The organism is Alkalimarinus alittae, from assembly GCF_026016465.1.
In the GTDB taxonomy this organism is placed as follows: Bacteria; Pseudomonadota; Gammaproteobacteria; order Pseudomonadales; family Oleiphilaceae; genus Alkalimarinus; species Alkalimarinus alittae.
In genome coordinates this window covers 3675363-3701834 of sequence record NZ_CP100390.1, presented here as the reverse complement: position 1 = coordinate 3701834, position 26472 = coordinate 3675363, and the positions used below count along the sequence as shown (strand labels likewise).

25 protein-coding genes are annotated in these 26472 nt (G+C 43.3%); 15 read left to right on the top strand and 10 right to left on the bottom strand.

The genetic code is table 11. The features are described 5' to 3' along the window. Window positions 1–47 precede the first annotated feature (47 nt). A complete protein-coding gene (locus NKI27_RS16685; protein ID WP_265047160.1) occupies window positions 48–314 on the top strand; it encodes a hypothetical protein in 267 nt (88 codons plus the stop codon). Here NKI27_RS16685 and NKI27_RS16680 read toward each other — a convergent pair. Continuing rightward, on the bottom strand, window positions 311–784 hold the full coding sequence (locus NKI27_RS16680; RefSeq protein ID WP_265047159.1) for a cupin domain-containing protein: 474 nt from the start codon (window positions 782–784) through the stop codon (window positions 311–313). The genes NKI27_RS16685 and NKI27_RS16680 overlap by 4 nt on opposite strands. An 8-nt stretch (window positions 785–792) precedes the next feature. Beyond that, window positions 793–2457: a pyridoxal-dependent aspartate 1-decarboxylase PanP gene (panP, locus tag NKI27_RS16675; protein ID WP_265047158.1), complete on the bottom strand. Its 1665-nt coding sequence runs from the start codon at window positions 2455–2457 to the stop codon at window positions 793–795. Between the two features lie 282 nt (window positions 2458–2739). On the opposite strand from panP, the gene NKI27_RS16670 reads away from it, so the two are divergent. The 4 genes from NKI27_RS16670 to NKI27_RS16655 all read left to right on the top strand — a co-directional run bounded on the left by NKI27_RS16670 (window position 2740) and on the right by NKI27_RS16655 (window position 6564). Next, window positions 2740–4140: a COG3014 family protein gene (locus NKI27_RS16670; protein WP_265047157.1), complete on the top strand. Its 1401-nt coding sequence runs from the start codon at window positions 2740–2742 to the stop codon at window positions 4138–4140. 33 nt (window positions 4141–4173) lie between these two features. Then, window positions 4174–4575, top strand: coding sequence for a YcfL family protein (locus NKI27_RS16665; RefSeq protein ID WP_265047156.1), 402 nt, complete (start codon window positions 4174–4176; stop codon window positions 4573–4575). Window positions 4576–4601: 26 nt separating this feature from the next. After that, window positions 4602–5201, top strand: coding sequence for a penicillin-binding protein activator LpoB (lpoB, locus tag NKI27_RS16660; protein ID WP_265047155.1), 600 nt, complete (start codon window positions 4602–4604; stop codon window positions 5199–5201). A gap of 109 nt (window positions 5202–5310) precedes the next feature. Next, window positions 5311–6564: a penicillin-binding protein activator LpoB gene (locus NKI27_RS16655; RefSeq protein WP_265047154.1), complete on the top strand. Its 1254-nt coding sequence runs from the start codon at window positions 5311–5313 to the stop codon at window positions 6562–6564. A gap of 43 nt (window positions 6565–6607) precedes the next feature. Here NKI27_RS16655 and NKI27_RS16650 read toward each other — a convergent pair whose 3' ends face one another. From NKI27_RS16650 to NKI27_RS16640, 3 genes are all read right to left on the bottom strand, one after another. Next, entirely contained in the window at window positions 6608–7648 is a 1041-nt protein-coding gene (locus NKI27_RS16650; protein WP_265047153.1) for a DsbA family protein, read from the bottom strand. Between the two features lie 186 nt (window positions 7649–7834). Continuing rightward, window positions 7835–9514 (bottom strand): acyl-CoA dehydrogenase family protein, encoded by a 1680-nt coding sequence (locus tag NKI27_RS16645; protein WP_265047152.1) that lies wholly within the window; start codon window positions 9512–9514, stop codon window positions 7835–7837. Beyond that, entirely contained in the window at window positions 9511–10161 is a 651-nt protein-coding gene (locus NKI27_RS16640; protein WP_406802579.1) for a TetR/AcrR family transcriptional regulator, read from the bottom strand. Before NKI27_RS16640 ends, NKI27_RS16645 begins: the two co-directional genes overlap by 4 nt. A gap of 169 nt (window positions 10162–10330) precedes the next feature. On the opposite strand from NKI27_RS16640, the gene NKI27_RS16635 reads away from it, so the two are divergent. The 10 genes from NKI27_RS16635 to NKI27_RS16590 all read left to right on the top strand — a co-directional run bounded on the left by NKI27_RS16635 (window position 10331) and on the right by NKI27_RS16590 (window position 21297). Then, window positions 10331–12565 carry a tRNA(Met) cytidine acetyltransferase TmcA gene (locus NKI27_RS16635; RefSeq protein ID WP_265047151.1) on the top strand — a complete coding sequence of 745 codons (2235 nt, stop codon included), beginning with the start codon at window positions 10331–10333 and terminating at the stop codon, window positions 12563–12565. A gap of 256 nt (window positions 12566–12821) precedes the next feature. Next, window positions 12822–13121, top strand: coding sequence for a hypothetical protein (locus tag NKI27_RS16630; RefSeq protein ID WP_265047150.1), 300 nt, complete (start codon window positions 12822–12824; stop codon window positions 13119–13121). A gap of 50 nt (window positions 13122–13171) precedes the next feature. After that, window positions 13172–13744 carry a DUF1415 domain-containing protein gene (locus NKI27_RS16625; protein WP_265047149.1) on the top strand — a complete coding sequence of 191 codons (573 nt, stop codon included), beginning with the start codon at window positions 13172–13174 and terminating at the stop codon, window positions 13742–13744. Window positions 13745–13875: 131 nt separating this feature from the next. Continuing rightward, entirely contained in the window at window positions 13876–14376 is a 501-nt protein-coding gene (locus NKI27_RS16620) for a DUF2059 domain-containing protein (RefSeq protein ID WP_265047148.1), read from the top strand. 296 nt (window positions 14377–14672) lie between these two features. Then, window positions 14673–14888, top strand: coding sequence for a hypothetical protein (locus NKI27_RS16615; RefSeq protein ID WP_265047147.1), 216 nt, complete (start codon window positions 14673–14675; stop codon window positions 14886–14888). Between the two features lie 340 nt (window positions 14889–15228). Further along, complete coding sequence (gene hemB, locus NKI27_RS16610) at window positions 15229–16242, top strand: porphobilinogen synthase (protein WP_265047146.1); 1014 nt, start codon at window positions 15229–15231, stop codon at window positions 16240–16242. Window positions 16243–16310: 68 nt separating this feature from the next. Further along, window positions 16311–18455, top strand: a complete 2145-nt coding sequence (ppk1, locus tag NKI27_RS16605) for a polyphosphate kinase 1 (RefSeq protein ID WP_265047145.1) — start codon at window positions 16311–16313, stop codon at window positions 18453–18455. Window positions 18456–18526: 71 nt separating this feature from the next. Next, window positions 18527–19573 (top strand): AI-2E family transporter, encoded by a 1047-nt coding sequence (locus NKI27_RS16600; RefSeq protein WP_265047144.1) that lies wholly within the window; start codon window positions 18527–18529, stop codon window positions 19571–19573. 38 nt (window positions 19574–19611) lie between these two features. Then, on the top strand, window positions 19612–19965 hold the full coding sequence (locus tag NKI27_RS16595; protein WP_265047143.1) for a hypothetical protein: 354 nt from the start codon (window positions 19612–19614) through the stop codon (window positions 19963–19965). 36 nt (window positions 19966–20001) lie between these two features. Continuing rightward, window positions 20002–21297 (top strand): YdgA family protein, encoded by a 1296-nt coding sequence (locus NKI27_RS16590; protein WP_265047142.1) that lies wholly within the window; start codon window positions 20002–20004, stop codon window positions 21295–21297. A gap of 85 nt (window positions 21298–21382) precedes the next feature. On the opposite strand, the gene NKI27_RS16585 is transcribed toward NKI27_RS16590, so the two are convergent. The 5 genes from NKI27_RS16585 to NKI27_RS16565 form a co-directional block, all read right to left on the bottom strand. Then, entirely contained in the window at window positions 21383–21931 is a 549-nt protein-coding gene (locus NKI27_RS16585) for a hypothetical protein (RefSeq protein ID WP_265047141.1), read from the bottom strand. Between the two features lie 154 nt (window positions 21932–22085). Then, window positions 22086–23777 (bottom strand): gamma-glutamyltransferase family protein, encoded by a 1692-nt coding sequence (locus tag NKI27_RS16580; protein ID WP_265047140.1) that lies wholly within the window; start codon window positions 23775–23777, stop codon window positions 22086–22088. A gap of 38 nt (window positions 23778–23815) precedes the next feature. Next, window positions 23816–24061: a YfhL family 4Fe-4S dicluster ferredoxin gene (locus NKI27_RS16575; RefSeq protein WP_265047139.1), complete on the bottom strand. Its 246-nt coding sequence runs from the start codon at window positions 24059–24061 to the stop codon at window positions 23816–23818. Between the two features lie 67 nt (window positions 24062–24128). Continuing rightward, window positions 24129–24605 (bottom strand): pantetheine-phosphate adenylyltransferase, encoded by a 477-nt coding sequence (gene coaD / locus NKI27_RS16570; protein ID WP_265047138.1) that lies wholly within the window; start codon window positions 24603–24605, stop codon window positions 24129–24131. A gap of 146 nt (window positions 24606–24751) precedes the next feature. Continuing rightward, window positions 24752–26197, bottom strand: coding sequence for a coniferyl aldehyde dehydrogenase (locus NKI27_RS16565; protein WP_265047137.1), 1446 nt, complete (start codon window positions 26195–26197; stop codon window positions 24752–24754). Window positions 26198–26472: the final 275 nt, after the last annotated feature.

The window sequence follows — 26472 nt, the reverse complement described above, 5'->3', positions numbered from 1 at the left end:
AACGCCTGTTTTATTATTTCTAGATCTGTGTCTTTGGGAGTGATTTTATGAGTAGTGCAGAAGAAAGTCGTCAGGCTAAGGTTATTTCAGAATTGCGGACCTTTATCAAAAAGGTGCTAAGTGACCCTACTGTTGCTAGTACATGTATGGATATTGCGCGAAACCTTAAGAATGAACCCGATGCGGATGCTAAAATTGCTGAAGCTATTAGTTCTCAGACTATTGTGAGAATTCCTGAGGTTCTTAGTGATGCTGATCGTATTTTTATCGATATTATTAAAGATGTATTAGAGGACGAGAGTGCGCTTTATTAACCTTTTAAAGGTTTAATAAGGTGTTTTATTTCGTTTATGTGTGTTGGATATGAGGATTGCATCAGTTCTATAGATGCGATTTTCATATCGCTATATTCAAAGCCTGGGCAGACGGCCTCACTAACTAGCCCATAACATCCCGTCAATAGTTGACTTGCCTTCCAGTAGCCACCTTTCACAATGAGTTGAAACTCTAGATCCGGCCCCAGTATGTTGGTTGTTAGCTCGCCATTAGGACTAATCATTGTGTATTTAATGGGAGATCCTGAATGAAAATAATGAGCAATGTCTGATTTATTCTGATGGAAAAAGCCTGTAGGGGCGTCATCAGTCAGTAAGTAATATATTGAGCTCATAGCCGATTGGGTGTTTTCGGTTTTGAGCGCTGACTCGTATGTTCTTTTAAAGTAACCGCCTTCGATATGAGGGGTAAGCGCTAAGGACTTGATGATAAAGTCTTTGCTGATCATATGCTTGGCTAGCAGGCTTTAGTTTGAGTGCTATGATGGCTACATAGTTTTTCAAATGCTGCGACTTCACTCGCAATTTTAGGGTGCTTGGCTAGCTCAGCCTGCTCACTAAGGATCTCTTCTAGTATCTCTATCGTTGTGAGCGGATTAGCGAGCACCACTCTAAATACTACGCAGGGCACGGCTTGATACCGCAATGGCTCTAAACAGGTTCTTGATACAAATGCCTTTCCGAGTTCACGTTGAGTTTTTTGAATGAACTTGGTGATTCTATTGAGGTGAGTATTAATCCTCTCCATCTCGTCAGGAGACGCCTGTAAGAGCGCGATTTGTGCCCAGTTGGGACAATAACGATAGGTGAGTATATTTAATTCAGGTTTTGTAATGAGTTCGAACAGCTCATTTTGCTCAATAATATTGGCAAAGGCGCGTGCTTTTTCGATCCCTTGGTTTATTAAGATTTCATAGCCCTCACGGCCAATGATTTTAAGACCTGAGTGAACCAGCATTGCCATGCCCGGTCGTGAGCCCTCTAAGGTTGTGCTGCCAAGGTCTTTTGAGCCTTTACGTATGATGTACTGAGCATGGTGCTCAATCGAATTAAGTTTGGTTGGGTCTTTAAATAATACCAAACCAGCCCCCATTGGTACGTAAAGCTGTTTGTGGGCATCAAGTGTGACTGAGTCTGCTTTTTCTATGCCTTTGAGAAGGTGTTTATTCTGTCTAGAGAAAAGGGTAGGCCCTCCCCATGCAGCGTCGACATGGAAGTGTGCTTTAAACTCTCGTGCGATCTCAGCAAGCTCATCTAGTGGGTCAACATTACCTGTTTCTGTTGTTCCGGCAATACCTACAATAGAAATAATTTTGATTTTTTTGTTTTGTAACTCGATGCATTTTTTTCTTAGTTGGTCGAGTTGAATTCGGTTGTTGTCATCAGTATCAATAGCGATGATGTTTTCGCGGCCAATGCCTAGTAAATCGGCTGTTTTGCTTAGCGAGTAATGCCCACGCTTAGATACTACGATGGCAGCACCTTCGTAGCCGTAATACCGAAGCGCTTTAAAGAAACCTTGCTGGTTAATGCCTTTAAAATTTCCTTCAGGTGGGAACGCTAGGTTTCTTGCCGCCCAAAGAGCGGTAATATTGGCGACAGTACCGCCTGACGCCATAGAGCCCAGTGCATGGTATGCGTCATGCATCCAACGATGATAAAAATCATTATCTTGCTCATATACTAATCGGTGTAGCATCCCCATCACCTGGCGTTCTAGCGGTGTGAAGGCTTTGGATGTTTCGGTTTTTACCAGATTTTGGTTAAGCGCAATCATTATTTTAGAAAGAGGCAGCATAAAATAAGGAAGCGCTGAGGTCATATGACCGACAAAACTAGGTGATGCAGTATGAACAGATTGCGCAACGACTTTATCAAGCAAAAACTGGGTTTGTTCTGAGACAAAGATGGGCTTGTCAGGAATTTTAGGATCAGCGAAGTCTTTTTCCACTTCAGATAAATCTTTTTCAACCGCGACAATATGGTCTTGAAGAAAGCCTGCAAGATTTCGAGAGATGTTTTTGTCAATTTGGCTCAGCGTTGAGTCCGGTGCTTCAGGCACGGTAAAGACTCGATACATGCTTTTTATGCTGGCAAGAGCCAGTTTTTTCTGCTGCGGCATAGGCTTATCTTCGAGTGTTAACGACTGAGTTCTGCTATCGGCTCGATAGGTTCAGTTTGACAGTTTAAAACAGCATCTCAAATGTTTGGGTGCTAACGAATAGAGCGTATAGTAAAGGGGGCGTAGTATAAACTGTCGAGAATAAGATAACCAGAGGTGTGATAAACCATGCCAACTCAGCCGTAAAACCAAGCATAGAAAGGTTTTGTTGCGGTGTTTGTCTTGCTGCCCTTTGCATTTAATGAATATAATTCGAGCATCTTGAAAAAGGAATTTTGTACTATGGGCTGGTCAAGTTTTATTGTTCGAGGCATTCTAGTATCAGTCTTGTTCGCTTTACTGCAGGGGTGCGCCACATCTTCTCTTTTTACAGCATACCCCACTCAAGCGACTGCATTTAAGAAGATTATTTCCACAAATCAAACTGATGCCGGTATCGCGACCACTTTAGCCAAGTTAGACGAAGAGAGAGAGGGTGCGGATGCGATGCTTTACATGATGGAGCGGGGTCGCATTACACAACTCAGTTCTCGTTTTGATGAAAGTAAATCAGATTTCGAGTTTGTTATTTCAAGTTTTGATGAGCAAGATTTAGCATCGACTATTGAGTTATCAAAAGCGGCTGCGCAAGGCTCTTCGTTATTGGTTAATGATAATGCCATTCCTTATAAAGGCGCTGGTTACGAGCGTATTTTTACTCACCATCATCAAGCCTTTAATTATTTAGGTGAAGGGGATCTTGAAGGTGCTTCTGTCGAATTTAGACGGGTTGCTTTAGAGCAGCGCGTCTTACTAGAAAAGCATGAAAAAGAAGTAGCAAATGCTTTTGAGAAAGCGGAAGAAGAAAATATTGACCTGAATGCTTTAACACCTGCATTCTCGGGGTTGGATCCTGTTGTTGGACGTGTAAAAAGTTCATTTCAGAATGCGTATACATTTTATGCTTCAGCTGCTTTTTGGGAGTCAGTAGGAGAGCTTAACTCTGCGTTGGTTGATTATAAAAAAGCGTTAGAGATCAATTCGGGTAGTCAATTACTCAAACAGGATATAGCGAGAGTCACTTATAAGTTAGGTGGGCAGCCTAGTAATACTGACTTCAATCAGGCAAACGATAACCAAGGTGTTGTTGTTGTGTTTTTTGAGGATGGGTTTGTTCCTGCTAAGAGTGAAATAAAAATACCGCTACCGACGTTTGATGGCGGTCTTATCTCTTTGGCATTTCCCTATTACGATATTCAGCACTGGCCTGTGAGTCAGCACTTAAGGGCCTCAGATGAAGACTTTAATGATTTAGGTTGGACTGAAACCGTGGTGGATGTGGGCGCTCTTGCGGTTAAAAGCCTTAAGGAGCAAGTGCCTGCTTTAATGGTACGGCAGGTGTTGAGAGGGTATGCTAAGTATGAACTGCAAAAACAAGCAGAGTCGCATGGCGGCTGGGCTGGTCAGTTGATAGCTACGGCCTATAATATTATATCTGAGAGTGCAGATAGACGTAGTTGGTTGACGCTTCCTCAAACAGGGCAGGTGATGCGGTTTAACCTTAATGAAGGAGAAAGGGTTGTTACCTTTTCTACGCCTTTGGCTCACACCAACGTTTCGCTGGATGTTCAGGCGAAGCGAACGATCTTTGTAAGAATAGTTAATGCAAATAATAGTTTAATTACGCAGGTATACGAACTTTAATCTAAGTAATATAGCGTCACAAGGAGCACGGAAATGCGAAGAGTAGTGTTAAGAACAGTAATGCTTGCAGGGCTGTCTTCTGCCATATTGGGCTGTGCAGTTAATGAAACTGCGACAGTTACGGTTAATGATGATGGTACGACTCAAATTATTGAGTCTAATAGTGGACTACTATCTGATAACTTATCCATAGCCGACACCAAAACGGGGTTTGTCGGCAACTTATTGAAAGCCCAGGTCGCCATAAAAAATGACTCAGGGAGTCAGCTTAACTTTCAGTATAAATTTAAATGGCTAGATAAAAATGGGTTTGAAGTTGCTATTGATAGTCTTCCTTGGTTGCCAATCAGCATCACGCCTCATGAAAGCAAGACCGTTCAAGGGGTTGCACCAAACCCAACGGTAAACTCTTTTAAGATCCTGGTTCAGGACTGAGCTTTTAACTAAAAATGGAGAAAAGAATGAAAATAATGCGAATTTTTGCAGTTGTTTTAGCTGCTCTCATGCTGGCGTCTTGTGCCAGTGGTCCGAAAATACAATATGGCGATGCGACATCGGTTGAAACAACGACATTGGGCTTTGGGTCAACGGACTTGCAGTCTATTGCGGCTAAATTAGTTGATGACTTAGTCACCTTTCCGCCTATTGTTCAGATGACATCCTCCCGCCGTCCTGTGGTGTTTGTTGATAAAATCAAGAACAAAACTACTGAGCATATTGATACGGAATCTATTACCGATACGATTCAAACTAAATTGCTACAATCAGGTAAGTTTCGCTTTGTTGATATGACTGCGGTAAGGGCAGTTCAAGAGCAAATGAAGTTTCAGATGGATAGCGGCATGGTCGACCCTTCTAAAGCGGCTGCATTTGGTAAGCAGACGGGGGCTGAGTTTATGCTATATGGCAACATGTCTAGTATCGTGAAACGAAACAGCGGTGCGCAGGATGTTTATTACAAGTTCACGCTTAAATTAGTCAACCTTGAAAGTGGCATTATGGAGTGGGCTGGAGAAAAAGAAATTCGTAAAACTGGCGAAAAGTCATTTATGTCTCTATAACACGTTCTAAACTACATAAATAAACATAGAAAGGCTGAGATCTGTTTTGAAATAGAGCATTCTCGGCCTTTTTAATACATGAACGATCATTTTAGTGTGAGTTTTAAGGATGAAAAAGCATCTACAGCGATTAGCAATACTGGTTTTTCTGATTCCAATTTGTGTGTGGGCCAAGACTGAACTGGTTGAGAAAACAACGACGGGCTTTGGTGAAAGCTACCAAACGGCTTTAAGTTCAGCCCTGATGGACGCTGTTCGCCAAGTAAGAGGGCTTGAGGTTGGGAGCGAGAAACAGCTTAAGCTTGATTTTAAACACTTGGTAAATGATTCCTTAGAAAAAAAGACCGCTTCGTTTGGGGTTGAAGAGCAGGTATTTACGCAGTCAAAGGGCTGGGTTCAGTCTTATAGTGTAAGCAGCGTAAAGAAACCTAAAGATAATAATGATGTGTGGGAGGTGTCGGTTGTCGCTAAAATCCCAATGCACCATTCTGAAATTAAAGACGATGCTCGCTCAAGCATTGCTGTGATGCCGTTTAGGTTTACTCATGCCACATTTGCTATCGATGATTTAGAAAAGGGTAGTAATGCATTTCAGATGTCGAGCCGAATGAGGGACAAAATACAAACTTCGCTGATGCAAACACAGCAATTCACAGTAGTCAATCGGAACTACGGTAGTGAATACGTTTCAGAAAAGGCACTGCTTTCTTCGAATAATGTGCCGGCTGTAGAAGCGAGTCGTTTAGGGAACTTAGTAGGTGCTGACTTTATGATTGTCGGCAATATACATGATTTATCGACCAAGATTGAACGTCAAACATTCTATGGCATGACCCAAGTGGAGGTGATTGACCGGTTTGACCTTTCATATCAAGTAATTGAAGTTGCGACTCAGAAAATTTTATGGACTGATAACTTAGTAGAAGAGCAAGCGCGGGCAGAAACTGAAAGCACATCCTCAGTATTGGATGATATTGCCGGGCTTGTTGTTAGCAGCATTATGGATGTTATCTACCCGGTAAAAGTGATGGATGTCGTAAGTCCTAGTGAGGTATATCTTAACCAAGGGAAATCAAGAGTAAGTGAAGGCGATAAGTTTGAACTATTGTCGCAAGGCCGAACGTTAAAAGACCCTGATACTGGTATCTCTATTAAAATAGAAGGAAAGAAAGTTGGTGAGCTAACTGTTGATTCTGTTTTACCGAAATATTCGGTTGCCACATTGACTAGTGGTGATGTTAAGGCGGTTAAAAAAGGAGCTGTTGTTCGATTGGTAAAGAAAAGTTCTAGCGTTACCGATATAGAAACGAATAAGCAGGTTAGACCTACTGCTGGCTCAAGTGCAGCACCTATTCAATGGTAAATAGAACAGCCAGCAGCTAAGCTGCTGGCTTTTTTCATAAGGGTTAAAGTAATTCTTTAACCGCTTTAGTGAGCGCTTGCTCTATTTCATGGCCTTCTAGCTTTCTACCGTTAACGAAAATAGCAGGCGTTCCACGGATACCTAAATTAATCGCTTGTAATTCAGAGTCTTTAACTTTCTTAATGGTCTCTGAGGCGCCTATGCATGATTCAAATTGGGCCTTATCCAGCTGTAATTTATTAGCAAATGTTGCTGGTGAATCAAGTGTTAATTGAGCCTGATTGTCGAATGCTAGGCTGTTATATTCCCAGAACTGACCCTGCTGATCGGCACAAACAGCGCCTTCAGCCACTTTTCTCGAAACCCCTGAGCGGTTGATAGGGAAATCCATATAGGTTAGTTGAATATCATCACCATACTGTTCTAGTAAGGTGTGAAGTGTATGGCTCGCCTCTTTACAGTGTGGGCACTGATAGTCAGCAAACTCAACGATCTGTATTTTTCCATCAGGATTGCCGATTGTAGGGTAGCCTTCGGTGTCGATCGAAACAGCAGGTGATTTAGGTGGCTTTACGAGCAGAGCAAAGTCACCTTTTCTTTCTAATTCACCTAACACTGAAAAGCGTTTCTCTCGAACCTTTTGTTGAGTGAGGTACTGAGCAATGTCGCCTTTTATTTCATAAAAGGGTTTGCTTATACGCTCTTTATTAGCTTCAAAAAAACGATTTACGTCATCTTCTGAAGGTGGCGTGATTGAAAGCAACTGCTCTCTAGCGAGTTCTTCGCTGATGTTCTCTTTTGTAGCCAGCTCTGCTGCGACTAGTTGAAGCGCTGCCTCTTCTAAAAAAGCACGCTGTTTTTCATAGTGCTCATGGGCCATCTCGTAGTAAGGCATAGCAACGCTGGTGGGAAGTTCACTGAGTGTAAAGTCTGAGCCTTTGTAAGATATCAAGGCGTCTGGTTGATCTGCTGATGGCGTTTTTGAGGCGTTCATTATGGTTGCTGATATCAGCATGCCAAACGCAAACGCAGCAAATGCGAAGGTGAATTTACTGCGATTTTGTTGTCGTTGGTTTTCGTTCATAGTTTACCTTTTTGTTTTCTGGGGCGCTGATTCAAGCAACGTAAGCGTGTGAATGTTATTCGATTCTAGAGCATCCTAATGATAAGCGATCAGCTTTCAAGTTAAATAAACATTAAGTTAGTGATTGTTAAATCGTTATATAAAAAAAGCGCCCTAAAGCGCTTAACTCAATGAGCGGTTTTGTACTTAGACCGTGAGGTTAGGTCGTGCTCGTTCGATAATGGACGCGCAGTCGCCACTAGCAGGCATGGAACCTATGTTGTGACCCCCGTTATCAGAGAGGCGAGAGGCACAAAACAGGTCGCTTACGGCATGATTTCCACTCTGAACGAGTAAGGCGCTTTGAAAGGCTAACGCTAGCCGATCAACGATATTTCTGGCTCGGTATTCAATATTATTTAGGTCTGTAAACGCTTGCTTGAGACTTCGTACGTATTGATCAAGCATGCTGTTTTCGCCTTTTGCTTTATCGACTTCATTAAAAAAAGCATCTATCGCGGCAGGTGTTTTATACATAACACGCAGCACATCGAGGCACTGTACGTTGCCGCTACCCTCCCAAATAGCATTGATAGGAGACTCCCTAAACATTCTGGGGAATATGCTATTTTCCATCACGCCACTGCCTCCAATGCATTCCATTGCTTCATAAGCGTGGTTGGGGGTGCGTTTGCATATCCAATACTTGCCAACCGCTGTCCCTAGGCGCATGAGCAATTGCTCTGATTCGTCGTGTTGATTGTCGAGTGCTCGTGCCATGCGCATCGTAAATGCGAGAGAGCCTTCTTGCTCGAGTGCTAAATCGGCTAGCACGTTTTGCATCAACGGCTGCTGGTCTAATTTAGCACCAAAAGCACTGCGATAATGGCAGTGGTGAGTCGCATGGGCAACTGCAAGACGTTGACCTGATGACGAGCCCATCATGCAGTCGAAGCGCGTTAAAGAGACCATTTCTATAATGGTTCTAACACCTTGACCTTCTTCACCAACCATCCAACCAAGGGCTCCACGTAACTCAGTTTCACTGGATGCGTTAGCGACATTGCCCATTTTGTCCTTTAATCGTAGTACTTGAAGCGGGTTCTTGCTGCCGTCAGCATTCCAACGAGGTACTAAAAAGCAAGACAGCCCTGAAGGCGCTTGGGCGAGCACTAGAAAAGCATCGCACATAGGCGCAGAAACAAAATACTTATGGCCGACTAATTCATATAGCTCACCGCCGCCCGGTTGGCCAACGGGATAAGCTTTGGTTGAATTGGCCCTTACATCTGATCCGCCTTGTTTTTCTGTCATAGCCATACCAATGGTCACGCCTTCTTTTTGAGAGAAAGGGCGGTTGGTTTCGTCATATTTGCGTGCCGTAATTAGAGGTGTCCATATCTTGTCTAAGTTCGGTTGTCTTCTCAGTGATGGAATGGACGCAAAGGTCATGGTGATAGGGCAGCCGTGCGCTGATTCGACCTGGGTTTGTAGATAACACTTGGCGCTACGGGCAACGTGTGCACCGGCTTTAGGGTCTGTCCAAGGAGACGAGTGCAAGCCGTTTTCAATCGATGTTCTCATTAACTGGTGGTAAGCTGGATGGAATTTAACGTGATCAACTCGATGTCCAAACCTGTCATGAGTATGGAGTACGGGTTTATTTTCGTTTGCCTGAAAGCCCAGTTCTATGTAGCTGGCTTGCCCCACCGCTTGTCCAAATTGTGAAATTTCCTTGGCCGCCCATCCAGCACCTTCGCGCTTAACCGCTTCTTTGAGGGCTGTGTCTTGCTCAAACAGGTTTATGTTTTCAAGCTCTGGTGGTTGATTTTCAACGACGTGAGTGTGTGCAAAGTAGCGGTCATGTTGTGTTTGAGGGTTTTTCATAATGAGTACTCCTGCCCAGTTACGGCCTGAACACAGAAACGAGCAATTGAGTTGATAAGCGCTTCTTTATCTTTGACCGTTACTAAGGGTTTCTTTTTATCAGTGTTTGCTTTGTTGGGTGGAGATAGAGGGCCAACAAGGGATTCAGCCATTGCCCCAACCAGTGCTGCTGCGGAGATAGATTTATGTTGATTAGGTATTTCGCCAGATTGCATACCTGCTGCAATAAGTTGCTCAAAGATATCTGCATAGGCTTGTCGGTAGCGAAGGCGGTCTGCATCTACGATTGGGTCAACGGGTTCAGCTATTAGAGCCCACGCCAGCTGCGGCGCAGTTAACGCTCGCTTAGAAAAGCAGTTAACCGCCGCGATTAATTGCTGAGTAACAGTTGTATTATTCTCGATGGCTTCGGCTACCTTACGAACCTCAATCTCGGTTGCCGTTCGAAATATTTCAGAAAATAGCGCTGATTTAGATGGAAAGTGGCGGTAAAGTGTACCTGTTGCCACATTTGCGTCTTCGGCAATAGCACTTACGGTTGCACCCTTAAAACCAGATTGCTGAACGAGATTACGCGTTGAACGTAATATTTTGACTCTTATTTCAGCTTTTTTCGTGATTGTTTTTGTTGTTTCCCGGTAGGCCAACGTGGTAACTCCAAAGTATTGGTGGCAATAAAGTGAATGTTAATTCATTTGTACGCTATGAAGTGAATCATTATTCATACTATTGTGTCAATTAGTGTAGTGTTTAAGTGCTTAGTGACGAATAATGACGCTATAATATTTTCAAACTGGAACGTATAGATCCCTAAAATTGAGCAAAGACCTTTTGAATATTGAGCACTGCCTACTTGCAATAGATTTGCTAAAACAACAAACAGAGATGTCTCGGCATAGAAGGCTTCTTGTTCTGTCAGGCAGCAGAGCGTGGGCTAACAAGATAGCGTTGGCTGCTATTAGTCGGTTAGGTGTGAGTTCTGCACTGTGGTTAACTGACCAACTAGAAGATCAAGAAATGTCTCTAGTTATTGAATACAGTACGGCTAAAAAAGCAGTGAGACATCTAGGGAGTGAGCGTAAGCTTATTGTCATGGATGCTTATGCGGGGTTTCACCCTGATGGTTTTGGTGCCATTAGTGGCACGCTAGTCGCGGGCGGTTTGTTTATTTTAATAACACCTGAGGCTAATGGTTGGTCAGATTATGATGACCCGGACTATGAGCGTATTACTTCATTGCCATTTGCGCGAGCTGATCTCTCGCGGCGATTTATCTCCCGAATCAATAAGGCCATTGATTCATCCGGTAAGGTGTTGCGTTTATGTGAAAGGGTCACACCCTCGTATGAAGCGTTAAACGAGCCGGCGAATGTTGCTCAAGCTCAATTGCAAGAAGCTCAAACAAAAAAACAGGCATTTGAAACCGCATTATTAGACGGGTGTATAACAGAAGATCAGCAACGAGCCGTTGACGCTATTTGTAAGGTCGTGACCGGTCATCGTCGTCGGCCACTGGTCATTACATCCGACCGTGGGAGAGGCAAGAGTGCAGCATTAGGGTTGGCTGCGGCTAAATTAATTAATAGGGGTATAAGGCGAATCGTGTTAACGGCGCCTTTTATTGAGTCAGTAGAAAGTGCGTTTACAATGCTCGAAGCGCAGTTTCCTCATGGTGTGCGTCATGACTTTAGTTTTACCACGCAGCAGAGCGTGGATCATGAGGTCACCTTTATGGCTCCTGATGAATTGATTGCGGCTTCGCCGGATGCAGATCTTGTGTTAGTCGACGAGGCGGCGGCTATCCCTGCGCCGATGCTTGAGTCATTTTTGTTGCGGTACTCTCGAATTGTATTTGCTTCGACCATTCATGGCTATGAAGGTACGGGCAGAGGGTTTGCTGTACGATTTACAAAAGTATTAGACCGGCAAACGCCTCAATGGAATTCGTTGCACCTTAAATCACCTATTCGTTGGGCAGATAATGACCCACTAGAAACGTTTGTTTTTGATGCTTTATTATTAAATACCTCGCTTAGTGACACCGTTGATACGTCGCAAGTAGACCCGAGCCAACGGCTAATTAAGTGGCTCGATCAAAATACCTTGTCCCAAAATGAATCATTACTTAAACAGGTGTTTGGCTTACTGGTGTTGGCTCATTATAGAACCAGTCCTGATGATTTAAGGATGTTACTCGATGGCCCTTCACTTCGTGTGGCTGCTCTTTTTGATCGGTCAGATATCGTTGCTGTCGCTTTGGTGTTAAGGGAAGGAGGCTTAGATCGGTCGCTAGGTGATGCTATCTGGCAAGGACGACGCAGGCCTCGAGGGCATTTAATCCCACAGGTATTATCTAGCTTTAGTGGTTTTCGAGAGGCGACAGACTTAAAAGGGGATAGGGTGATGCGAATTGCCGTTCACCCCAAGCTGCATCACTTAGGGTTAGGGACTGCTCTGATTGAGGAAGTATATAAAAATAGCCTGAATGAGGGAGTGGATTATTTGGGCGCTAGTTTTGGCGCAACACCCAATCTGCTGGATTTTTGGCAGCGTGCAGGCTTTTATCCAGTGCGTTTAGGTTTGCAGCGCGAAGCGTCTAGCGGCGAGCATTCGGTCGTTGTTATTAAACCGATATCTGATCGCGCGGCAGTGCTTGTCAGTGAGGCCGTTCAACGCTTTAATACGCAGCTTTATTTTGACTTGAGCGATCACTTCAACCAACTTAATGTGGGTATTATCACTCGATTACTCTGTTCGATGGACCCATCAATGTGGGTATTGGGTGGACGAGATATTGAAGATTTAAACGCGTTTACCGTACATCAGAGAGTCTATGAAAGCTGTAGCCATGTGGTGGCAAAGTGCGTGATGTCGTCACTACTTAATGGCGAGATTAGAGAAACCTGTACGACTCAAGAAGTGAATGTTTTATTGAGGCGAGTCATCCAAAAAAATAACTCAGAGGCGGTGATTAATGAGCTTAAACTTAAAGGCAAAAAAGAGTTAGACGAGATATTACGATCAGCGACTCGTAAGTTATATAGGCCTTAAAGGGTTACTTAGAGATCGAGCGCAATAAACTATTGAGTTACACACCATCAAGAAATACTAGCAAAAATAGAACAAATAAATCTCGCCGTTACGCGCACTCACAAAGCGATATTGTGTGTAACAATTTTGCACCTTTAAAACGGGAGGATATCTTGTTTTTCCTAACATGAATCAAGACAAGCAACGTTGCTGTCTGTAAAATAGTAAGGCTATAGTAGTTAGAAGGCAGTGAACGACCATGATTCAGGAAAACACAATGAACGCACCACAAAAACAGACAGTGTGGTTCGTCGTTTCAATTATCCCCGTACTTTTTGTGTCTTTTGGGACGCTTATTACTTATCTCTCATACGCTCAGTTGTGGGGCGGGAGCACTCAGGCATCAACGGTGTTTGGTGTATTCTTTTCTGAGGTAGCCTTAGTGGTTACGGCTTTTGGCTTATTAGGCTATTTACGAACCTATGAAAAAACGGCGTTAGTAAAAAATATTGCACGCTTAAATTGGTGTATAGTGGCTTACGCGGTTACGGCAGCGCTCTATTTCTTTTTATCGTAGCTGGTTGTTCGTAGTGATATCACTATAGTTAAAATGGAGTTCCATCAATCATGCCTTCTGATGAGCTAATCATTGAGCAGACTAAAGCCTGGGTTTCATCCATTGTTGTAGGTGAGAATTTTTGCCCCTTTGCCCGAAAAGAAGTGGAACGCGATACCATTCGATATCGGGTTGTAGGTGATAAGCATGATAAAGAAGCGTTAGAAAATGCACTGGTCGCATTAATAGCAGAGTGCAAGTGCCTTGATGAAAATGACTCGATAGAAACAACGGTAATAATATATTCTGAAGGCTTTTCTGATTTTCAAGCCTTTCTAGAGTTGCTTGAACTGGCCAATAACTTGATGGCTGATAAAGACTATGAAGGTGTTTACCAACTGGCTAGTTTTCACCCCGATTACTGTTTTGCAGACGCTCTAGATGATGACCCTGCCAATTATACTAATCGATCACCGTATCCTGCATTACACTTAATACGAGAAGAAAGCATAGCGTGTGTACTTGAAGGTATTGATGATCCTGAACGTATACCTGCGCGCAATGTTCGGTATGCCCGCGAAAAAGGGTTGGCGTATATGCAAGAAAAATTAAAAGCGTGCTCAGTTAAGCGAGAGCAACGCTAACGTCACTTATCGGCTAATTGAAGCTGAGTCTCAGTATAAAAATCTTTTAGTTAAGATTCATTAATCTCGCTGGATTTGGGCGCTTGAGTTGTGAAATCATAGTGCTCCAAAGGAAAATTCACCCAGGAGTCATGATGTATATAAGAATAGTGGTATTACTCTCTTTAATGGTGTCGGCCTCGTTGGCTAATGCCGATGCGGACAGGCAGCGGTTGTTAGCTGAAGAGATGCTTGAAGTTTCTCAAGCGAGCTCAGTGCTTGATAATATGTCGGCGCAAGTTAATGCTATGTTTTCTCAAACAGTTCAGCAGATGAATCTATCAGAAGAAAAAAAAGCAGAAGCGGCTAAGTACCAGCAGCGACTTAATGAAATAATGGAAGAAGAGCTGTCTTGGAGTAAGTTAAAAGGGCAGTTTGTTGATGTTTATGTTGATGTGTTTAGTGAGGAAGAGCTGAAAGAATTAGTCGCGTTCTATAAGTCTCCATTGGGCAAAAAATTGATTGTTAAAATGCCTCAATTAATGCAAGAGTCAATGGGGTTAGCCCAGAAGCAGATGCAGTCGATTATTCCTAAAATAAAGCAGCTTTCTCAAGAAATGCAGGCTGAGCTTTATCAGCAGCCTAATGGCTAGCGAGAGGCGTAGTGATAGTCGTATATTCAACGAGTGCTTTAAAATAAATGACAATTAAGTCATTTATTACAAGGTCTTATGTTGATATTGTGACTGCTCGCTTTATATAATGACCCCAACGGATTGTTACGTATCAAGAAAGAGATACAAAAAGATACAAACAAATGGTCTGTTTTTTAAGCCATCAGCGGTAAGGTAGGCTATAAATAGAGTGAATTTTATAGCTTAAACGCATTTTGTTGTCATTTAGAGTGGTGGCAGGCGTTCAATAATAAGATCGAAAGTTGGGGTTGCATATGTTTGAAACAGAAGTAGAAACAAACACAAAAAAAACGAAGAAAGAAGAAGCAGAAGCATTGTCATTGCTAGAGCGCGAAGAGGTTCGTACTCAGTTAATGAGTGATGTTGAGGCGTTCTTAAGCAGTGGTGGGCAGGTTACTCAAGTTGATAACAACGTTCGTGCCGATCCTCCTCGAAAACCTACTATGAGTTATGGCTCTGCACCTATTTAGGGTAGTGCGGTAGCGTAAATTTTGTCTTTCTATCCCATAGAACTGACTTCTCAGGGTGCGATAAGCACCCTTTTTTATTTTTAGACTTTCTTTAATTCTTAACACTGCACTTCTATTATCTATTTGGGTGACTCAATATCGTATTGGTTTAAGCAGCATTATGGCGGCTAATAGTGATTTTTTTGGGCGCTTAACGTATGCTTGTTCAAAGCGTTAGCCTCGTCCTATATGGCGCTTCTCGTATTAGGTTTGTCACGCATCAATGATAATCTAAAGGCATGTTTGCTATGCTTTCGGGCAACCCTTATTACTAATGGTATATCAGATTTTGGAGAAAAAGGTGTCTCAAGATAATCAACGGCAGTTTCCTGCAACGCGTATGCGTCGAATGCGTTTTGATGGTTTTTCTCGTCGACTCATGCAAGAAAATAAACTGAGTGTAGATGACTTAATTTACCCTGTTTTTGTGCTTGAGGGAGAACATCAGCGAGAGGCCGTTGCATCAATGCCTGGGGTTGATCGGTTAAGTATTGATTTGCTGCTTAAAGAGGCAGAAGAACTCGTTGCGCTGGGTATTCCTGCTATTGCGCTATTCCCAGTTACGCCTGATGACGTAAAGTCTTTGGACGCTCAGGAGGCGTGGAATCCTGAGGGGTTAGCTCAGAGAGCTGTTCGCGCGTTAAAAGCACACTTTCCTGAACTCGGAGTGATGACTGATGTTGCATTAGACCCCTTTACTACTCATGGGCAAGATGGAATCATCGATGAAAATGGCTATGTGCTAAATGACATAACGGTTGAGGCACTTAAGAAACAGGCATTATCTCACGCTGAAGCGGGTGCTGATATCGTTGCGCCTTCGGATATGATGGATGGACGGATTGGCGAAATACGAGCCTTGTTAGAAGAAAATAAGCATATTAATACGCGTATTTTGTCCTATGCTGCGAAGTATGCCTCAGCGTATTACGGTCCTTTTAGAGATGCCGTCGGCTCGTCTGCCAATTTAGGTAAAGCGGATAAGAAAAGCTATCAGATGGACCCTGCGAATAGTGATGAAGCGCTTCATGAAGTGGCGCTTGATTTAAAAGAAGGTGCTGATATGGTGATGGTGAAGCCCGGTATGCCTTACTTAGATATCGTGCGTAGAGTAAAAACCGAAATGCAGGTACCTACATTTGTTTATCAGGTGAGTGGTGAATACGCCATGCATGTAGCCGCCGCTCAAAATGGCTGGTTAGACCTCGATGCAGTGATGATGGAGTCGTTGCTATGCATCAAGCGTGCGGGCGCTGATGGCATACTGACTTATTTTGCTAAACGGGCTGCACAGATGTTAAACCAATGCGCATAAAATAATATATCTCAGTAGGCCAGTAATGAGATTTGAATAATCGCGATTTAGGCAAGGATTAAACGGAAATGACTAGTGCTAAAGGCAATAAAAAATCTGACAGCAGTCAAATGGAGTCTGATGCCTGCGTAGAAGAGGTACCGGTTGAAATAGATTTAGGTTCCCATGATTACTATATTAATCGTGAGCTTAGTCATCTCCAGTTTAATTACCGCGTGTTGAAGCAATCGATAGATGAAAATCATCCCTTACTTAATCGAATGATGTTTTGCTGTATTTTTAGCAGCAACATGGATGAGTTCTTTGAAATACGTGTGGCAGGGCTTAAACACCAAATTAAGTATGGGCGTGAGACTGTTGGGCCAGACGGACTAACCCCAGAGCAAATATTGGCAGAGCTAGATATTAAAGCTCATGAGGTGGTTGAGGAACAATATCGGATACTCAATGACGTCTTGTTTCCTGAACTGCAGAAACAAAATATCCGATTTCTTCGCCGCCGTGAATGGAACGATATGCAGGCTGAGTGGGTTGCTAACTATTTCGAAGCTGAAATCCTACCTGTTATAAACCCTATAGGGCTTGACCCATCCCACCCATTCCCGCGCCTTGTTAATAAGAGCTTGAATTTTATTGTTCAGTTAGATGGGCAGGATGCATTTGGTCGTGAGACAGGGATGGCAATTGTACCTGCACCTCGCTCGCTACCGAGAATGGTTAGGTTCCCAGACGAAGTCTGTAATGGTGGCGACAACTTAGTATTTTTGTCATCAATGATTCACGAGCACGCCGATAAACTCTTTCCCGGAATGGATGTAAAAGGCTGTTATCAGTTCAGGTTAACCCGTAACGCTGATTTGGTTCTAGCGCACGACGAGATGGAAGATTTAGCCTCAGCACTACGTGGTGAGCTGCTCAGTCGTCGTTTTGGAGAGGCTGTACGCTTAGAAGTTGCAGATAATTGCCCACAAGAGTTAGTGCAGTTTCTGCTGGATGAGTTTAGCTTGTCTGACCGGGAATTATATCGCGTTGAAGGGCCCGTTAACCTCACACGAATGATGAATCTTGAAAAGCTAATAAGCCGCAGCGATTTGCTATACCCCCGCTTTACGCCTGGCTTACCCAAAGCGCTTAATAACAAACAAGATATATTCTCGGCCATTCGTCAAAAAGACATCTTACTACTACATCCTTATCAAAGCTTTACGCCTGTAGTCGACTTACTTCGACAGTCAGCTAAAGACTCTAATGTGGTAGCCATTAAACAAACATTGTATCGCACAGGGGCTGACTCTGAGCTTGTTGCGGCGCTCGTTGATGCCGCAAGGCGGGGTAAAGAAGTCACCGCCGTTATCGAGCTTAGAGCGCGTTTTGATGAGGCGGAGAACCTAGAGCTTGCCAGTCGCTTACAAGAAGCTGGTGTGGTGGTGGTGTATGGTGTTGTAGGCTACAAAACGCACGCAAAGATGATGCTCATCGTGCGGCGTGAAGAAGGTGGGTTTAAGCGTTATGTACACCTAGGTACTGGTAACTATCACGCGGGAAATGCACGGCTATACACTGATTATAGTTTTATGAGTGCGGATGAAGCGCTAGTGAAAGATGTACATAAAATTTTCCAACAATTAACGGGGATGGGGAAGGCGCTCAAAATAAAAAAGCTCTTTCATGCACCGTTTACGTTGCATCGCAAAATGCTTGAGTTGATTGATCGAGAGGCGCAACATGCGTCTGAAGGGAACAGTGCTTATATTCTGATTAAGATAAACTCACTCACTGACCCAAAAGTGATGAAGGCTCTCTTTAAAGCCTCTCAGGCAGGGGTTAAAATTGACCTTATCGTCAGGGGTATTTGTTGTTTGAGGCCTGGAATCCCCGGTGTTTCTGAAAATATTCGGGTGCGATCTATTATTGGCCGGTTTTTAGAACATACTCGCGTCCACTATTTTGAAAATAATGGTCGTCCTGTTGTTTATGCCTCGAGTGCAGACTGGATGGTTAGGAATCTGGTTCACCGTGTTGAAACCTGCTTCCCAATTGAAGATAAAAAACTGGCAGAAAGAGTTAAAGAAGAGTTGGATTACTACCTTCAAGATAACTGCCTTAGTTGGGCGTTACAGCCAGAAGGTGATTACATATTGAACCACCCTGAAGAAGGCGAAGATCGTTTTAGCGTACAACAAAAATTGCTAGAAACACTCTCTGCTGTTTAATAACTCGTTTAGCTGCAAGACTCATTGCAGCGCTGACTTTGTCATACCAGAAGGCTAACTACGGAAAGTATATGCAAGACAATATGGGGTTTTCTAGCGCGTCGCGCGTTATTATAATTTTTGCTGCGTTTGTGGTGGTAGTTGCGGGTATAAAAACAGCAGAATCGTTAATGGTTACGTTTTTGTTGTCTGGCTTTTTTGCCATTATTTGTGCGCCTCCATTTATGTTTATGTTACGTAAGGGCGTACCTGACTGGGCCTCTCTTTTTATTGTTGTTATTGGTATAACGGCTATCCAGTTTTTATTTATTACGATCATTGCCTCTTCTATTTCAGACTTCTCGCGTGACTTACCGCTTTATCAAGAGAGACTGCAAGATTTGTTTATTAGCTTCACGACAACTGTTGAAGGGTGGGGGATTGAAGTACCTAAAACGGTGCTTCAGGAGCACTTTGACCCTGGCGTGATACTTAAGATTGCTGCAAATACCTTGGGCAGTCTGGGAGGTGTTTTATCAAACTCCTTTATGATTATACTGACCGTTATTTTTATGTTGTTCGAGGGTTCAAGTCTACCTAATAAACTGCAATTGGCATTCGGCAAAGATAGCAGTCATATGGCTCATATTGTCCGTTTTCTAGATGATGTGAAAAATTACATGACGATCAAATCAATTATTAGTCTGTTAACAGGCTTAGTTATTTATATTTGGCTGTTGGTCGTAGGGGTGGATTATGCGCTGTTGTGGGGGGTTGTTGCGTTCTTGTTCAACTTTGTCCCTAACATTGGGTCTATTATCGCGGCAGTGCCGGCGGTACTGCTTGCGCTGATACAATTAGGGCCTTTCTCTGCTTTGTTTGCGGGGGCGGGCTTTCTATTCGCCAACATCGTTATGGGTAATATAATTGAACCCCGTTATATGGGCAGGGGTCTTGGGCTTTCTACACTTGTGGTGTTCTTGTCATTAGTTTTTTGGGGATGGGTTATGGGGCCGGTTGGCATGCTTCTGTCGGTTCCATTAACGATGTTGTTGAAAATAGCGTTTGAAAGTAGTGAAGAGACAAAATGGTTGGCCATTATTATGGGGCCGGATGTAAAAGACCCTGTTGAAGAATAGCATTGCTGAAATGCTCACCTTTGATAAAGGAAATCGTTATGATAAAACTATACCGAAAAGAAAGTAGAGGGCTATGTTGGGCTATGCTTGCCGCTATTGCGCTACAATGCATAGCGTTTTCCGTATCTGCTACGCCTATTTATTTAAATGAAACGCTTAATAATTTGGACGTAAAGGTAGAGACAAGCTTGCTTGGGTTAAAGGGAATGGCTTTTATTGAAAATGATGAGTCTGTACCCGTATTATGCGATGTAGTGTTTAAGAATGGCCCTGAACTTCCCGTAAAGCGAAGAGGGACAATTAACCCTGGCGTTAAGAAAGTATTTGAAGCGAATATGAACCGCAGTATTATTAAATTAGTTATTGATGTTAAATGCGAAAAAAGTAAGTGAATGACCACTTGCTAAATTAATCACTGGAGTAGATAGATGAATAAATTGGTTGGTGTCGGACTAGTAGGTCTGGGGGTAATCGCATTAAGCGGGCCATATATCAGCGGTACTCAGGCAGAGAGTCAGTATCATCAGGCAATTGAAGCACTTAATGCTCAGGCAGGGGTAGAAGCGGTTAGTGAGAGCTACGAGAAAGGGTATTTTGGCGCAGACTCGGTGACAAGAATTAAGTTTGATAGATCAGAGCTTGATGACGAGATGCCTCAAGAGGTTCGTTTTAAAACTCATTTTTCACATGGTATTTATTCTGTTAAAGCGGTATCTCATCTGGCTTTAGATGAAGAAACAACGGCGTCATTAAAAGATATTTTGGGTGATAAGCCTCCTGTTGAAATAGTAACAACGGTTAATGTGTTTGGTGATGCTTCAGTGGTAGCAACAACGCCTAATATTGATTTTACTGACCCTGAAATGGGCGATAAGATTTCAATTTCAGTGTTTGAAATGACGGTTGATGTTCCATCTGATTACAAGCAGGTAACCGCGAGTATTAATTGGCCTGGCATGAAAATGACTGGGGCAGACGGAAAGGACCTTGCTATCGGCCAGCTTTCTATGACCCAAACAGGCAGCCAGTTAACTGACTATTTGTGGACGAGCGATATGGTGCTCACCTTGGACTCTATTTCTGGCTTGGATTCTGAACAGCGGTTTGATCTTATAAATCTTAAAATGACCTCGATTACAGAAGAGGCGTCGAAAGGAAGAATTGATTCTGGCTTCGAAATGTCTATTGATAGCGTTAAGTTAAATGAAGAAGAATTTAAGAATCAAAAATTGGTCTTTAGCTTAAAGGATTTAGCGATTGTAGAGTTTGATACGCTAATGGGGACATTCGACAAGCTCGAAGAAACGTCTCAAATTACGGACCCTCAGCAGCAAGCGATGGCGCAAATGGAGCAGTTTGCGCGTATCGGCCAAGATGTAACGGCGTTATTCAATAAGGGATTAAAAATAGATATTTCTGAGCTGTTTGTAAATACACCTAAAGGTGATGTGACCGGTGTATTGCATATAGAGCAGCCTGAGTCAGATACTGCCGCTAACGCAGGTCCTGGGGCATTGCTGCAAACAACTAAGGGGCATTTATCGTTGGCTGTTCCTGTTCAGTTATTAGCGCTTGCAGGCCCCCAAATACAGCAGCAACTAGAAGGCCTGCTCGCTCAAAACTTGATAGTTAAAGACGGCGACGTTTATAAAACGGAAGCCAAGTTAGAGAGCATGGTGATTAATATTAACGGTACCGAAATGCCACTGCCGCCGTTGATGTAAGTCGCGATCATAAAAAAGCGGAGCGCGTATTAACGGCTCCGCTTTTTTTGTGTGAACGTTAACTTATTTGCACGTTTGGCGTTGCTTAAAAGTCTGGTTCAATCAGGGGTTCGCCCGTTTGTAATCGCTTAAGATCTCGCTCTCGTTGCTGGCTCAGGGAAACCGCTGAGTTCATCTGTTCGGTGTACAGCTCCAACCATGTTCTTGAGCCTGGTACCATATGAGCTAAATCGTACATACCTGATTTCATCGATTTTATGAACTCTTGATAACTTTTTTCCTGCTGCAGTAAAATTCGCTGAAACGTTGGCGCACTGCTGTTATCTAGCAGCCCTTTTAGCGCTGCGTAAGCTTGTTCAGATTTTGTGATGGTCGCTTGTTGAGCGGCGACTTGCTCTTTAAGCGTTGTCAGTTCTAGTTGTATTTGAATAAAGGCTTCTTGCTCACCCAGAGCTCCATCTTCGCTCATGCTAGAGATGATCATTGTGGTGAGGGTGACCGAGATGGCTATGATGAGCGTTAGCGCGAGTATCAGTAGCACAACTTTGTTTGCGGTAACGCTTTTCTCAAGCATCGAAATTCGCTGCTCTTCTGACAGCTCCTCTTGCTCTTCGGCTTTATCTTTTTCTGCCATTTATAGGTTGCTCCAATGGGTTCATTTCTGCGCTAAAGATAGGCATATTGAATACAGTGTAGACAAGAATAAACAGTTTTAAAAATAAAGAGATAGGAAGGTGTGTTTTGATAGTGCTTGAATATCTTAATGTAAGCGTCTGTCTAGCAGAATTTTAACGCACAATGGCTTGACCACTCCCAGCTGAACCTGATGATGCTTCAATGTTTCCTGTCATCTTATCTGTGCGAATAACCTGTATGTCTGTGGGGTTGAACTGCCGTGACTCAAGGCTATGGCCCAGATTGTTAAGGGTGTTTTGTTCTAAATCTGAGAGCGTTGAAGGCGCTAGTTCGAGATGACCGGATTGAGCGTTGTAGTGGTACTTGAGCCCTCGACTCCAGCGATTAATGGGCTCATTGTTCATATAGTCTAACACTGTAAATATGAGCGCTGTAAGTGTTTGGTTGCCACTAGAGACACCTATGATGGCGCTTGAGTTAGCCGTCTCAACTAATGTCGGGGTCATAAAAGATAAAGGTCGTTTGCTTGGTGCTGGTGCGTTGCTGCTGGGTGCGAGGAAGCCCTTATTGCGTATTGTTTTGGTGCCGTTGGTGCTCAGTGGGCTGTTGGTTGGCCGACTGTTAGTGCTGAAATTCGCCAGGCTGTTATTAAGTAGTACGCCGGTAGTCTGTGATGTGAAGGTAGAGCCAAAAGACATGTTCATACTTAATGAAAGTGATGCTTTGTTACCCCACTTATCCACGATCGATATGTGTGGAGTGAAGACTTCGCCATCGCTCAGAGGCTTGGAAGGCGGGGTGTTTATGTCTATCGTTTTATTTTCGGCAATATTGCCTGCAAGATAGCTAAGGTAAGAGCCTGAAGTGAGTTGCTCAATAGGCTGTTTTGAGAACTCAGGGTCACCAAGCCATGTGGCAGTGCTTGGGTTGGTCCAGCGCATTATAGGAGAGAGTAGGTCTATTTGTTCTACTCGGGTCATCTGATCGGTATCAAATCGCTCTAGGATTTTAAGTGTTTGTTGTAATGCGATGCCGCCATAAGAGGGGGGTGGAGAAGTGGTGATAATAGCCTCTTTATAAGCAAACGAAATCGCTGGGCGCTCGACAATAGCGTAACTTTGGAGGTCCTGAAGGGTCCAAGTACCGCCGGCACGCGTTATGTCAGAAACAAGTCTGTTGGCAACATCGCCTTGGTAAAAGCCGTTATGCCCTTTTCTTCCTAGCTGAATTAAGGTCTCGGCCAGTTCGGGTTGTTTTATAATGGTGCCTTTATTAGGGATGCTGCCTTGGTTTAGATAAAGTGAATTAGGCTGGTTTCTTAAGGCGTTTAAGCGTAAAGATGCATAGCGTTCATATTGTTTGTCTACGCGAAATCCTCGAGTTGCAAGGTGCAGTGCATCGGAGAGGTTGGCGGCTAAAGGGCGGATACCGTAATGTTTAGATACGTGTGCAAGCGCTGCGGGCTGACCGGGTATTGCTGCTGACAGAGGGTGTTCTAAAAAAGAGTGGGCATTAAGGTCTGTGAAGGAGATGCCTTGCTGTGGTGAGACCTCTCTGGCATCAATAAATGTAGTGCTGCCGTTTCTCTTTTGAAGCAACCAAAAACTACCGCCCCCGAGGCCCGCTGCATAGGGTGAAACCACCGAAAGAACTGAGGATGCCGCTACCGCAGCATCAAAAGCGTTCCCTCCTTGGTCTAGAGCTCTAAAGCCTGCTTGCGTGGCTAACGGGTGTGATGTTGCAATCGCCGCCTTGCTTGAAGTGGGTTGGTTGCTAGCGCAACCCACCATTAATGCAGATACGAAAAAGGTATTTATAATGAGTAATAATCTAGCCTTCATCATTCTAATCCTTGGCTGACAACATTATTAATATTGAGACCTTAGCCTGTAAGTTTGTGGTATTTTTCCATTAACTCTTCTTCGGTTTCTATTTTGGCTGGATCAACAGGAATACAGTCTACAGGGCAGACTTGCTGGCACTGAGGCTCATCATAGTGACCTACACACTCTGTGCATTTGTCAGGGTCAATCTCGTATATTTCTTCCCCTGGGGTGATTGCTTCGTTAGGGCATTCAGGTTCGCAAACATCACAGTTAATGCAATCATCAGTAATAATTAATGCCATTTTGAGTACCTCATTTACGTCTAATCACGGTTGGCGTGATTGAGAGCGGCGTTAATAGTGTTAAGAATTATTTAAAGTGTTCGTTTAGTGCCTGAACGACAATTGGGCTTACAAACTCCGAAACATCACCACCCAGTGCGGAAATCTCACGAATAAGCGTCGACGAGATATATGAAAGGTGATTGGCTGGGGTGAGGAAAACACTTTCAACGTTGGGGGCTAAACGGCGGTTCATATCGGCTAATTGAAATTCATATTCAAAATCCGAAACGGCTCGAATTCCCCGTAAAATTATATTGGCATCATGTTGTTTGGTGAACTCAGCCAAAAGATTATTAAAGCCTACCACTTCAATATTATCGAGATGACTTAAGCATTCTTGCGCAAGCGTTACTCGTTTTTCTAACGAAAGAAGAGGGCTTTTTTTAGGGCTTTCTGCAACAGCCAGAATAACTTTATCAAACATTTTTGATGCCCGCTCAACAAGGTCGGTATGACCGTTGGTGATGGGATCGAAAGTACCAGGATAAACAACAATATTCATGTGGCGATGGCCCAAAGAGATATTCCTAAATTGGGCAGAATCTTAACCAAATTAAGGCGCTAGTACAAATTCTAAGAGGTAAAATTAAAAAGGCTGTCACGTAGACAGCCTTTTAAAAGTGATAACCCGCTTAGTAAGCTTGGTTATTAGCGAATAAAGAGTGAATAAATCGCTTTGTGAAGTACTGACCCGTGAGGCGGGTGTATCGCTTTGCCACTATTGATGCGTTGCTTGGCAAATACACCTTTCGCACTAGAGAATGTTCGGAAGCCTTCTTCGCCGTGATAATGACCCATGCCCGATGTACCCACGCCGCCAAAAGGCATGTCATCTTGCGCAACATGCATAAGGGTGTCATTGATGCAGACACCGCCAGAATGGGTGTGATCAAGAATATGCTGTTGGGCGTTCTTGTCGTATCCAAAGTAATAAAGCGCTAGTGGGTGAGGGCGGTCATTTATAAACTCAATTGCTTCATCTATTTGGTTGTATGAAACAATCGGTAAAATAGGACCAAAAATTTCTTCCTGCATGACTAACATTGAGTCATTTGCGTTTAACACTAAATGGATAGGCAGTTTGCGAGTGCCTTGTTTGAAGTCTTCATTAGCTGGGTTTACTTCAATAACGGTGGCACCTTTATTGATAGCGTCATCAATATAGTGTTTTAAGCGATCGCGTTGGCGCTCATCGATAATACTACTGTAATCATTATTCTCTTTTAGTGTTGGGTACATGGTTGCAAAACGAGATTTAAATGACTCAACAAACTGTTCGACTCGGTCAGAAGGGCATAGCACGTAATCAGGTGCAACACAGGTTTGACCAACGTTAAATGCCTTACCAAAAGCAATGCGCTCTGCCGCATCGTTCATCGGAACATCCGGAGAGATGATAGCAGGAGACTTGCCGCCTAATTCGAGTGTTACGGGTGTTAAGTTTTCAGCTGCAGCACGCATTACATGTCTACCGACAGCGGTAGAGCCTGTGAAGAGTAAGTGCCCCCATGGTTTTTTAGAAAACTCTATCGCGACATCTGCATCACCAGTGGTAACGCTGACTAGGTTTTCAGGGAAAATGTCTTCAATGATCTCTTTAAATAGCTTTGATGTTTCCGGTGTATATTCTGACATTTTGATCATTACCCGGTTACCTGCCGCTAAAGCACCTGTAAGAGGCCCAACAGCAAGGAATAGAGGGTAGTTCCAAGGCACTATTACGCCCACCACACCTAGTGGTTGATAATAAACTTTATTAGTTGCAGGCTGGAAAACTAAGCTGACATGACGCTTAGATGGTTTCATCCACTTGGATAAGTTCTTGAGCGCATAATTAATACCTTGAATGGCCGGCATTATTTCAGCCAAGAGTGTTTCATCTTCTGAACGGCTGCTGAAGTCTTTGTTGATGGCAGTAATAAAGCGATCTTGGTTCTTTAGTAAAACACTCTTAAGCGTTTTTAAATGATCTTTGCGCTGCTCCAGTGTCGGCATCGGATTATTACGGAAAGCATTTCGTTGATCATCAAATGCTCGATTCAAATGCTGTATGTGTTTTTTACTCTCGGTAAGTTGAACAACATTAGTGACCATTATTTGCCTCCAAAATCCAGTTATTGACTGGATGCGATTTTAAATTAAGTAATTAGTTCGTTAGGTTATGGTTTCTATTATTAGAGTATATACTCTAACTGTCAACTATTTTTAGTTGAAATAATGATCAGGGGCATATTTATGAACTGAGATAGGGTCAATAAGTTTCTGGCTATATGTTTTTCGGTCGGTGTTCTTATGATGTATTATAGGTTGCTAGCCTCTTCTGGCATCCGTATGTTGTAGCATCAGGTCATGCAGTGCTTAATGACGGT